The organism is Geobacillus sp. CCR, from assembly GCF_052906625.1.
This window is the reverse complement of sequence record NZ_JBREBQ010000013.1, coordinates 82,513-94,100: the sequence shown is the minus strand read 5'-3', so window position 1 is coordinate 94,100 and position 11,588 is coordinate 82,513. Positions and strand designations below refer to the sequence as shown.

Sequence of the window (11,588 nt, the reverse complement as noted above, 5' to 3'; positions counted from 1 at the left end):
TCGTTGGGTAGTCGTCAACCTGCCCCCTGATGCAACCCCAAGTCAAGGAAGGAGGACGAAGTCCGTTTGCACTTCTGGGGAGTTGCAAGCCCCCACTTCAAGCGTTAGCTAAGTGGGGGTAGTTGACGCAGTTCTCCTTCCTTCAGCGAAATCGTCCGAGCACGTAAAAAATCAACGATAACACAACGCTCAGCAAGATGGATGTCACAACGGGAAAATAAAACGTCATATTCCCTTTGCGGATGACGATATCCCCCGGCAAGCGGCCGAGTTTGACAAACTGCATGACAAACCCGACAATGATGAGCACAACGCCGATCGTCATGATCAACTTTGGCAAGCTGTTCACCGCTTCGGAACCTCCATTTCGAAATGGGTGTACGCAGCCGGCGTGACGACGCGCCCGCGCGGCGTACGCTGCAAGAGACCGATCTGCATCAAGTACGGCTCATACACTTCTTCAATCGTTTGTGCTTCTTCGCCGATGACGGCCGCCAGCGTTTCGAGCCCGACCGGGCCGCCGGCGAATTTTTCAATCATCGCTGAAAGCAGCTTATGGTCGATTTGGTCGAGCCCGAGCCGGTCGACTTGCAGCCGCTCGAGCGCCTCGACAGCAAGCGGCAGCGTAATTCCCCCCTCTCCGCGCACTTGCGCAAAATCGCGGACGCGCCGCAGCAAACGGTTGGCGATGCGCGGCGTGCCGCGCGCCCGACGGGCAAGCTCAAGCGCCGCTTCGCGCTCGATGCCGATTTGCAAGATGGCCGCCGCCCGCTCAATGATTTGGGCGAGTTGGTCGACGTGATAGTATTCGAGCCGGCTGATGACACCAAACCGGTCGCGAAGCGGCGCCGACAGCGCCCCGGCTCTCGTCGTCGCCCCGACGAGCGTAAATGGCGGCAAGTCGAGGCGAAGCGTGCGCGCATCCGGCCCTTTGCCAATCGTGATATCTAAGCAATAATCTTCCATCGCCGGATAGAGCACCTCTTCCACCGCCCGCGGCAGCCGGTGGATCTCATCAATAAAGAGCACATCCCCCGGCTCAAGCGAAGTGAGAAGCGCCGCCAAATCTCCCGGCCGCTCGAGCGCCGGTCCAGATGTCGCTCGCAGCTTGACGCCCATTTCATTGGCGATGATCACGGCGAGCGTCGTTTTCCCAAGCCCCGGCGGTCCGTACAGCAGCACATGGTCGAGCGTCTCTTCGCGGAGCTTGGCCGCTTCAATGAACACTTTTAAGTTTTCTTTGATCTTATCTTGCCCGATATATTCATGCAAATATTGCGGGCGCAAACTCGGTTCAAGCGCAGTTTCTTCCCCTAAGACCTCCCCGGATACAAGCCGTTCCTTCACCGTCATTCCTCCCTTTGGCCGCTGTTTATCCCAAAAGCAGCGCCAGCGCCCGCTTCACATACTGTTCCGTCGACATCGCTTCTTCGCGGAGCGCCGGAATGATTTTCTCGATCTCCCGTTCAGCGTAGCCGAGCGCCTTGAGCGCCGCCACCGCCTCGGCGAGCGCACCGGAAAGCGGTGCGGCCGAACGTGCAGCCGCCGGCGCCGCAAGCGCCCCGAGCTTCCCTTTTAAATCCAAAATCATTTGCCGGGCCGTCTTTTTGCCCACGCCTGGAAACTTGCATAAAAACGCCTCGTTTTCTTCCTCGATGGCCCGCGCCAGTTCATCCGGACACCCGGCCGCCAAAATGGCGAGGCCGCCTTTCGGCCCGATGCCCGACACTTGCAGCAGCTTGGCGAACAAGTTGCGCTCCTCGCGCGTTGGGAACCCGTACAAGGCGTGCACACCTTCGCGTACATATTCGTATGTATAGACGGTCACCGCCGCCTCGCGGCTTTCCTGAAACGCAAACGGGTTCGGCGTAAAGATCTCGTAGCCGATGCCGTTATGGTCGATGACGATATATTCCGGGCAGACGTAATCGACATACCCACGGATAAACTCGATCAATGGATGCTCCTCTCCTTTTTTCGTCCTTTCATTGTATCATATGATTTCATTATAGCAAAAAGAAATCCCGCGATGCGCTTTGCACCACGGGCTTTCGCTTGGTTTATTGGACGACCGCAAAATGGCGGTACATTTCGATCACTTGTTCATACCGCTCTTTCGAGAGGACGCGAATTCCTTTCTTCAGCTTTTCTTGCTGACGGCTTTCGAGCTTTTGCACGTCGATTTGGAAAAACGACTGGATGATTTCGCTCGACCGGCCCGGTTTGCCGTTGAAGATAGACAACGTGCCATCGTCCGTAATTCCGAAGTAGCCGTTTGTTTTTAACAACGGCGAAATGTCGTTGATTGTTTTGCGAAACACGATCGTCTGATCATCGAGCGTCACGAGTTGCCAACCGCGATATTTTTTCCATATTTCTGTCATCGAATCGACGGTTTCGGTGACTTTCTCTTCGCTCATCTCTCCGTCCAAGTATTGCCGCTCGAGCACAATCGTCATCTTAACCGGTGCGGCGGAGGCCGAATGAACCGGCAACACGATGGCGGCGATCCACAGTATGAGGGAAAGAATTCGCATCGTTTGTTCCTCTCTTCTCGGATGATGGTTCCTTTACGCCACTAGTTTCACCAGCGGACGCCATTTTATTCCTTGATCCATCAGCTTTTTTGCCAAGCAAGCTGCCGCCGATCCAAAAAGTGGGGCGGGGATTCGAGCCAACGGCGCTCGATCATCATATTCCATTATGTTCCACGACCTTCGAACGTATGTACAAAAAAAATCCGCCGGCTTCGCCGACGGACGTCGCTACTCCTCAAGCACCGATTCGTCCAAATTATGGTACACTTCTTGGACGTCATCATCATCTTCAAGCGTATCGATCAACTTCAGCATTTTTTTCAAATCGTCGCCCTCAAGCGTCGTATACGTTTGCGGAATCATCGTAATTTCCGCGCTGGCAAACGTGAATCCTTGCTGTTCCAGCTCGTCTTTCACCGTTTCAAACGATTCGGGCGCTGTATAAATTTCGAACGATTCGTCCGTTGTTTCCATCTCCTCGGCGCCCGCTTCAATGGCCAACAGCAGCAATTCATCCTCATCAACGTTGTGCTGTTCGCGGTCAATCACGAGCAGCCCTTTGCGCTCGAACAAATAGGAGACGCAGCCCGTTTCCCCTAAATTGCCGCCGTTTTTCGAAAACGCCGCACGCACGTTGGCGGCGGTGCGGTTTTTATTATCCGTCAGGCAAACGACCATGACGGCAACGCCGCCTGGTCCATATCCTTCGTAGCGAATTTCCTCATAGTTGGTATGTTCTTGGGTTCCAGTTGCTTTTTTAATCGCCCGTTCAATGTTTTCGCTCGGCATGTTGGCCGCTTTCGCCTTCTCAATGACAAGGCGCAGGCTCGGATTGGACGCTGGATCGCCTCCGCCGCTTTTGGCGGCCACATAAATTTCCTTCGCCAGTTTCATGAACAGTTTGCCGCGTTTGGCATCTTGAGCATTTTTCCGCCGTTGGATATTTTTCCACTTCGAATGTCCAGCCATCGACAGTTCTCCTCTCATCGCAACGGAATGTTCCGACTATTACTATAGCAAAAAACGCGGAAATTGTCAGCCAAGCTCCAGCGAAGGAGCAGCCATGAAAAAAGGCGCCCCGCTTTTTTGGGACGCCTTTTTCGTTTGTCACCGAGTGTTTTCCGGCCGTTCTTGAATCGTGCCATCGATAAAAATGGTGCGCAAATCACGGCGGATTTCTTCCATATTGATTGGAGTCCCGCGTCGAAGCGCGTTGTCAATCGTGCGAATGCGGTGGTACATGCTCGGATTCGAGGTGACGCGCACCCGCTTGCCGTCCGCGTACGGAGCGACCGCTTGCTCGATTTGCTTCTCAAGCCGCTTGGGATGGCGGGCGTCTGTGGCAATCGCGATGAGCGCCTGATCGCCATACACAACCGCGCGGGCATCGTCGACTCCGTTCACCGCTGCGGCGCGGCGGGAGAGCTTCTCAGCCAAACCGCCGGCATAGCTTCGGTAGTACGACGGGTGCGGATCGACGTTTAGCGAGTGCAAATGCCCATGGTAGTTGTAATCACTGTCACCGAAATCGACGTCGGGCGGAAGAGCCGGAACGTCCGTGTCAAACCGGGTCGCTGCTGGTCCTCCGAGGCGGCCGCCGTCCGTCAAATAATCGGTGACCGGACCGCGGCGCGCCCATATATAACGGTTGTCATAATTGAGCGCATTCGTCCCGTATCGGCCATAGCGGAAATCGTCGCCTCGCTCCGTCGAGTAAAAACCGATCGGTCTCGCCGCATCATGATAACGCTGCGCCCCTTCCTCATTCGCCCGGTAGTTGGTGCATGAGGCGAGCAATCCGGCGACCGACAACGCGCCGATCCATCTGACCGCGTATCTCAATGGAAAACCCCCCTTGGTTTCCTTCGCCCAAGGCTGGCATGAAGCCAGCCTTACGTTTAGCTTGCGGCAAACGCGGGGGGTTTATCGCTGTCAGTTCAACCCAACGAGATGACAGCTAAAACTTCGGCGGCGCAATCGCCAACTGCCGTTTATGATGCGAACGTTCATGAAGCCGTTCAATAATTTTCCGATCGCGTTCTGGAATATCTTCCCCTTTTAAATATTTATCGATCATTTCATACGTCGTGCCCATTTCGCTTTCATCCGTCTGCCCTTCCCACAGTCCGGCGCTTGGAGCTTTCTTGATAATTTCTTCCGGGACGCCGAGCAGACGGCCCATTTCGCGCACTTCGCCTTTTGTAAAGTGAATGAGCGGCACTAAATCGACTCCACCGTCACCGTATTTCGTAAAGTAGCCCGTATGCCATTCGGCGGCGTTGTCCGTACCGACGACGAGATAGCCGTAATTGTTGGCGACCGCATACAACGTCGTCATGCGCAAACGCGCCCTTGTATTCGCATCGCCGAGGCGCGCGCGCTCTTCGCTCCATTCCCCGATGGCTTTCAGCTCGGCCTCGACCGCGCCAAACAACGTCCGGTGCGCCTCGGTCAAATCGATGACCAAATGCCGGATGCCGCAGCTTTTCACCACTTTCAGCGCATCTTCCATATCTTTCGGATTGCTTTTGCAAGGCATGATCAGCCCCAGCGAATCGTCCGGAAAGGCACGCTTAATCAAATGGGCGACAACCGCCGAGTCGATGCCGCCGCTGATGCCGACGACCGCCCCGTTTAAACCGGCTGATGAGACTTGGTCACGCAACCATTGCACGAGTTTGTCAATTTTTTCTTGCATCCGCCCTCGACTCCTTTTCCAAAGATTCCATTTCTCATTGTAGCATAGCATAAAGGCGGCGGACAAACCGTTCTCTCCGCTTGCGGTCAAACACAAGAGGGCGGCGGCGCGCGGCGGCTGACCGCCATTCGCGAAACACATCAGCCGGAAATAAGAGCGCATGCAAAAACCAGCGTTTTTCCAACCAACGGCGAAGCGGAGCGAAACGGGCGAGTGTTGAATATGACCAACCGATATACGGCAAGAGGCGATTGGCGTATTGGCAATAGTCAAGCCCGGGCGAGGCAAGAGCGGCCGCGTCATAGTCGATGAGGTACATCTGGCCGGTTGTGGTGCGCAAAAAATTATGGGAGGCGACATCACCATGAATGATGGCAGCAGAATCCGCCGTCAACTCTGGAGCATGCTCGCGACACGTTGATAGACAGTAATCCGCCCAGCGCAGCGTAAATAAAATGTCTTCTTTGTCCATGATCGTTTCAACAACAGGCAAATGTCGGCAAAACTCCTCATAGCGGCGCCGCCATTTGTCATACAGCTGCGCACGCGGCAGCCCCATCGCCTCCTGCTTGCTGCTGGCGATGTTTGCCGTTATGGTATGGTAACGTTCGAGCAAATGAAGTCCGTCAGCGGCGTCAGCCCAAGCGGCAAACGAGATTGGACGCGCTCCGGCTACATATTCCGTCAGCAGCCAATAGCATCCGCCGGCTTCAACCACTCCTCCGCGCCCGATCGGCATAGGGGCCGGCGCGGCGGAAAAACCGGTCTTCCTTAATGCGGCAAGAAGCCAGGCGTGCCGCGCGGCCGCAACAGGAAAGCGATACGCTTTGGCGACAAACATTCCTTGCCGGGCGGCAATGGCTAAGACATGCGGTTTCAATGCCACAACTTGTTGAATAACAAGCCGATATTGGCGGTCAAGAAGAAAAAAGAGACGGCCGGCGGCGTCTCTTTTCACTTGGTTATTGTTCCTCGCCATGCCCGCTCTCCTCATCCGGCGGTTCGCTAAACAAACGGGGGCCGGCGACCGGCGGGGCGGATGATGGCGGGTAGGATGGCGGCGAGTATCCCGCTGGACTTGTCGGATAAACGACGCCTGGCCACGGAAGCGGCGGCGCTGACTGCGGCGCATATCCGTATGGAGCCGGCAGGGCGTACCCTCCATAATAGTACGGGGGCGGCGCATAGGCCGGTGCATACCCAAAAGGCGGATAGCCGACAGGCGAGGGGTGCGCCGCAGGCGGCGCATAAACTGGCGTTGCAGCGCCGGGCGGCGGGAGAACGCCCCCTGCGGACGGGACAAACGGGGCGGCAACCCCAGGCCCAGAAAACGGCGGCTCTAATGATTCACTGCTGCTTTCGTGAATGCCGGGAAACGGCGGCTCTAATGATTCACTGCTGCTTTCGTGAATGCCGGGAAACGGCGCCGAACCGTTTTCCGGACTTTCACCGCTTTTCCCAACGGCCGACGGCGCAGACGATGGCGGATAGGACGTCGGCATGATCGGCAGCGGCGGCGCGTAAAAACCGCTCCCCGGCCAAACTGGCGGCACTGGCGTACATCCTTGGTCAGTGCCAAATATTGGGATCGTCGGCAGGGCGACAGGAACGTATGGAATGTTCGGCAGCGGCGGCGCGTCTTCGCTCTCAGCCGCCGGTTCCCCTTTCCATTCAGCTGGGCTTTCATTGTCCTCCTCTTTCATCATGTTGGGCAAAATATTGCTCGGCTTCGGCGGAATCGGCGGCACGTTGGCCAGCGATTGAGCGAACGAAAGTTGAGGAAGCGGGGCCACCGGCGGAATCGTATGCACAAGCGGCGGCACAGAGGCGCCTTTCGCTTTTGCCCCTTCTTTTGCCTCCGCTTTCGGCGTTTTTGGTGCTTCTTGTGCCGTTGCTTTTGGCGCTTTTTTCTCGACAGCCTTTGGCGTTTCGTTCATCGCCGCTTTCGGCGCCTCACCCGCCGGTGCCTTTGGCGCTTCATTGATGGGCGCATTCGGCGTTTCGTTCACCAGTACGTTCGGCGCTTCATTCATCACTGCTTTTGGTGCCGCTTTTGGCGCTTCCTTCTCGACGGCCTTTGGCGCTTCATTGATGGGCACATTTGGCGTTTCATTCACTGATACATTTGGCATTTCGTTCACCGGCACGTTTGGCGCTTCATTCACTGGCACATTCTCCGCCTTCTTCTCCGGCGCTTTCGGTGTTTCCTTTACGACTGCTTTGGGCGTTTTCTTTACCACTGCTTTCGGCGCCTCACCCGCCGGTTCGTTTACCGCTGCCTCGCCTTCCGGAGCAGGGGCGACAGCAGTGTCAAGCTCGGTATCAATGTGGAATGAGACGAACGGTTTCGCCTCCGCGTACGGGTGCTCTTTTACGTGCATTTTTTTGGGTGACACAGGCGCCTTCGTCTCTTTTTTGACCGGCACCCCTGCTGTCGGCACTTTGATTTTCATTCCAGGCATAATCATATTCGGGTCGCTCAAATGCCCATTTATTTTTTTCAATTGTTCAAAATCCACTCCATATTTTTGGGCGATTTTCCAAAGGGTGTCGCCCTTTTGGACAATATGGATTTTCACTCCATTCCCCTCCTAAACCGAGACTGTTTACGCTCGATCGAACCGATGCTTGTTTCCCGTTATCGTCTTTCAACACAATGTATGACGATGATCGTTGATTTATGATAAAAAAATCCCTGACCGAACGAGGATCCCTCCTCGTCAAGCCAGGGAAAAAGCTAGGCAAGCGAAAGCATGCGGTCGAGCGCCTCTTTTGCCTCTGCGGCGATGTCTTTCGGAACGGTGATGCGATTGACGATCGCTCCTTGCTCAAGCGATTCGAGCGCCCAGACGAAATGCGGCAAATCAATTCGATTCATCGTTAAACACGGGCACATATATGGATTGAGAGAAACAATTTCTTTGTCTGGATGTTCATGCTTCAGCCGGTTCACCAAATTCATTTCCGTTCCAATCGCCCACTGGGTGCCGGGTGGAGCATTGCGGATCGTTTCAATAATGTATTTTGTCGAACCGGCGTAGTCTGCTTGCTGGACGACCTCCCAGCTGCATTCCGGATGGACGATGACATGGATTCCCGGCTTCATCCGTCGAATATGCTCGATTTGTCGCACGGTGAAGTTTTCATGCACGGAGCAATGTCCTTTCCAAAGAATGACTTTCACCTTGTCGAGATCGTCCGCCCCTTGGAGCGTCTCCTCATGCGGATCCCACACCGCCATCTCGTCAAGACGGATGCCGAGCGCATAGGCCGTATTTCTCCCTAAATGCTGATCCGGCAAAAAGAAAATCCGTTCATTCCGTGAAAACGCCCAAGCCATCATCTTTTTCGCGTTCGACGAGGTGACGGTCGCTCCGCCATGGCGGCCGACAAACGCTTTAATCGCCGCGGTCGAATTGACGTACACAAGCGGCACGATCGTCTCGCCAAACCGCTCAATAAGCGCCGCCCATGCCCGCTCGACTTGAAAAATATCGGCCATATCGGCCATTGAACAGCCGGCGCGCAAGTCCGGCAAAATGACCGTTTGGTCGTCGCTCGTTAAAATATCGGCGGTTTCCGCCATAAAATGGACGCCGCAAAACACAATATATTCGGCTTCGCTGTTCTTTGCCGCGAGCTGGGCAAGCTGAAGCGAATCGCCGGTCGCATCGGCGAACTGAATGACCTCATCCTTTTGGTAGTGATGACCCGGGATGAAAAGGCGCCGGCCGAACCGTTCTTTCACCGCGCGGGCGCGTGCTTCGAGCTCGCTTCGTTCCATCGTTTTATACCGTTTGGGCATCTCATCCAGCCGTTTCAACTGTTCAAGGACGTTCACGGTTCTCCCCTCCATTATCGCAAATTGAAACTCATATCGAGCGCCGGGGCGGAATGGGTTAAACATCCGAGCGAAATGTAGTCGACTCCGGTCGCGCCGTACGCCGCCACATTGGCGAGCGTAATTCCCCCCGACGCTTCCGTGATGATCGGCTTTGGCACAAGCCGGACGAACGCCCGCACCTCATCCGGCGTCCGGTTGTCAAACATAATGACATCCACCCCGGCCTCGACCGCCTCGAGCACTTCGTCTTCCGTTTCGGTCTCTACTTCGATTTTCACCATATGCCCAAGCCGCTCCCGCACCGTTTTGACGGCGCGGGCGATCGATCCGCAAAAGGCGATATGGTTGTCTTTAATCATGACACCGTCGTACAAGCCAAAGCGGTGATTGTAGCCGCCGCCGCATGTGACGGCATATTTTTCAAGCATGCGCAGCCCCGGCGTCGTTTTCCGCGTGTCGCAAATGCGTGTGGAGCTATTGCCAAGCAAGTCAACGGCCTGTCGCGTCACGGTGGCAATGCCGCTTAACCGCTGCAGCAAGTTTAAAATGACGCGCTCACCGGACAACAGCGGCCCGACCGGTCCGGATGCGACGGCGATCGTTTCGCCGGCTTGGACCCGTTCGCCGTCCTGTTTCATGATGGTTACTTCGACGCGCGGATCCAGCAGCTGATAGCCCGCCGCAATAATGCCGACGCCGGCCACCACCCCGTCCGCTTTGGCCATAAACATGCCTGATGCCCGTTCATGAGCCGGAAAAATCGTCTCGCTCGTCACATCGCCGTCGCCAATATCTTCAAGAAAAAACTGTCGCAACAGTTGTTCGAGCTTCAACCGGTTCATCTTTCATCCCTCCGTTTTCTTTGCCGCTTTACCTCCCAGCCCCAAGGCGGGCCCACTCTTCTTTCGTCCGCACGAGGCGCCGCCCCCGCCACTCCGGGCGTTCACGCGGAAAATCGCTCCGGTAATGGCCGCCGCGGCTTTCCGTGCGCCCAAGCGCTGATGAAGCGACAAGCCAGCCCACTAGCAACATATATCCTGTTTCAATCTCCTCTGCCGACAATCGTTCAAGGTCGCCATCCAGCCAATCCGGCAACGAAAACTGTTCCAACCAGTCGACCGCTTCGCGAAGCCGATCGCCGTTGCGGACGATGCCGACAAACGTTGACAGCTGTTCGCGGAGCAACGCCCGCTCTGGCAGCCGTGGTACAATCAAACGACGCGGGCTGGATGAATCCGCTCGGTGCACCGTTTCCGGCCACGCCGCTTGACGGCGGATGGCGCAGGCCGCACGGAATCCAAAGACGATCGCTTCAAGCAACGAGTTGCTTGCGAGCCGGTTGGCGCCGTGCACACCGGTGCACGCCGCTTCCCCGACGGCGTACAAGCCCGGAACCGTCGTCTGTCCCCACTCGTTGACGACAACGCCGCCCATTAAAAAATGGGCGCCCGGCGCGACAGGAAGGCGGCCGGCTTCAAGGTCGACGCCATAGGCCTCACATAGCGCAGCGATCGTCGGAAAGCGGCGGCGGAAGTGGGACACGCGGGAAATATTCAAATAGACGCGGCCGCCGCGATCGAGTTCCGCCGCGATCGCTCGGGCGACGATGTCGCGCGGAGCGAGATCGCGAAGCGGATGGACGCCGTCCATCAGCGGTCTTCCATCTTCCGCCTCAAGCACCGCCCCTTCGCCGCGCACCGCTTCCGAGACGAGCCCGACCGCTTTTCCGCCGGCAACGAGCATCGTCGGATGAAATTGGATAAACTCCATATCCGCCACCGCCGCACCGGCGCGGTACGCCATGGCAATGCCGTCGCCAGTCGCCGTCGGCGCATTGGAAGTGAACGTATACAATCCGGCGCATCCACCGGTCGCCAACACGACGGCCGACGCCGGCCAAATGGACACCGAACCGTCTTCCCGCTTCGTTTTCACCCCGACGCAACGCCCCTCTTCCACAAGCAAATCAATCACCTGCTCGCCTTCTTCCATCCATACGCGTCCCTCGAGCCGCTCAAGCAAAAACGAAACGAGTGCTTTGCCCGTTTGATCGCCGCCGGCGTGCAAAATCCGGCGGTGGCTATGCCCGCCTTCAAGGCCGAAACAAAACCGGCCGCGTTCGTCCCGATCAAACGCCATGCCGGCGTTGATCCATTCTTGCAGCCGCCTCGGCCCTTCGCGGACGAGCCGTTCGACCATTCGTTCATCGTTATGAAAGCAGCCGGCGACCATCGTATCGCGGAAATGAGCGCGCCAATCGTCGCTCTCTGCCAGCGCCGCGGCCACCCCTCCTTGCGCCCGCCATGAATTGCTGTCGGTGCAACGTTTTTTCGTGAATATCATCACATGGTCGAGCTCAGATAAATGATACGCGACCGTTAACGCCGCCAGCCCGCTTCCGACGATAATCACGCCACCTTCCTTCACTCTCGGACGCCCCTTTCTTTTCACCTGTCTTGACATCTATATTTACACATATTTAAACTAATGGCAAGAGGTTTGGCGAAAA

Annotated in this window: 12 protein-coding genes; all 12 read right to left on the bottom strand. The window is 56.4% G+C overall.

Features of this window, described 5'->3' with window-relative positions; all coding sequences use genetic code 11:
• Positions 1 to 142: 142 nt before the first annotated feature.
• A complete protein-coding gene (locus ACVBDQ_RS08835) occupies positions 143 to 349 on the bottom strand; it encodes a DUF2905 domain-containing protein (RefSeq protein WP_013524224.1) in 207 nt (68 codons plus the stop codon).
• A complete protein-coding gene (gene ruvB / locus ACVBDQ_RS08830; protein WP_446663178.1) occupies positions 346 to 1,347 on the bottom strand; it encodes a Holliday junction branch migration DNA helicase RuvB in 1,002 nt (333 codons plus the stop codon). The genes ACVBDQ_RS08835 and ruvB overlap by 4 nt, the downstream gene beginning before the upstream one ends.
• A gap of 25 nt (positions 1,348 to 1,372) precedes the next feature.
• A complete protein-coding gene (gene ruvA, locus ACVBDQ_RS08825; protein WP_446663177.1) occupies positions 1,373 to 1,957 on the bottom strand; it encodes a Holliday junction branch migration protein RuvA in 585 nt (194 codons plus the stop codon).
• A gap of 103 nt (positions 1,958 to 2,060) precedes the next feature.
• Positions 2,061 to 2,537 (bottom strand): intercompartmental signaling factor BofC, encoded by a 477-nt coding sequence (locus ACVBDQ_RS08820; RefSeq protein WP_011232069.1) that lies wholly within the window; start codon positions 2,535 to 2,537, stop codon positions 2,061 to 2,063.
• 228 nt (positions 2,538 to 2,765) lie between these two features.
• The gene (locus tag ACVBDQ_RS08815; RefSeq protein WP_014196414.1) at positions 2,766 to 3,506 is read right to left on the bottom strand and encodes a YebC/PmpR family DNA-binding transcriptional regulator; all 741 of its coding nucleotides are present in this window, start codon (positions 3,504 to 3,506) and stop codon (positions 2,766 to 2,768) included.
• Positions 3,507 to 3,644: 138 nt separating this feature from the next.
• Entirely contained in the window at positions 3,645 to 4,379 is a 735-nt protein-coding gene (locus ACVBDQ_RS08810) for a YhcN/YlaJ family sporulation lipoprotein (RefSeq protein WP_020756206.1), read from the bottom strand.
• Between the two features lie 115 nt (positions 4,380 to 4,494).
• The gene (gene nadE, locus ACVBDQ_RS08805; protein ID WP_011232072.1) at positions 4,495 to 5,235 is read right to left on the bottom strand and encodes an NAD(+) synthase; all 741 of its coding nucleotides are present in this window, start codon (positions 5,233 to 5,235) and stop codon (positions 4,495 to 4,497) included.
• Positions 5,236 to 5,269: 34 nt separating this feature from the next.
• On the bottom strand, positions 5,270 to 6,214 hold the full coding sequence (locus ACVBDQ_RS08800; RefSeq protein ID WP_011232073.1) for a phosphotransferase: 945 nt from the start codon (positions 6,212 to 6,214) through the stop codon (positions 5,270 to 5,272).
• Entirely contained in the window at positions 6,198 to 7,814 is a 1,617-nt protein-coding gene (gene safA / locus ACVBDQ_RS08795; protein WP_446663176.1) for a SafA/ExsA family spore coat assembly protein, read from the bottom strand. Before safA ends, ACVBDQ_RS08800 begins: the two co-directional genes overlap by 17 nt.
• Positions 7,815 to 7,972: 158 nt before the next feature.
• A complete protein-coding gene (nadA, locus tag ACVBDQ_RS08790; protein WP_011232075.1) occupies positions 7,973 to 9,076 on the bottom strand; it encodes a quinolinate synthase NadA in 1,104 nt (367 codons plus the stop codon).
• 14 nt (positions 9,077 to 9,090) lie between these two features.
• On the bottom strand, positions 9,091 to 9,921 hold the full coding sequence (gene nadC / locus ACVBDQ_RS08785; RefSeq protein WP_011232076.1) for a carboxylating nicotinate-nucleotide diphosphorylase: 831 nt from the start codon (positions 9,919 to 9,921) through the stop codon (positions 9,091 to 9,093).
• 28 nt (positions 9,922 to 9,949) lie between these two features.
• A complete protein-coding gene (nadB, locus tag ACVBDQ_RS08780) occupies positions 9,950 to 11,542 on the bottom strand; it encodes an L-aspartate oxidase (RefSeq protein WP_173400011.1) in 1,593 nt (530 codons plus the stop codon).
• Positions 11,543 to 11,588: the final 46 nt, after the last annotated feature.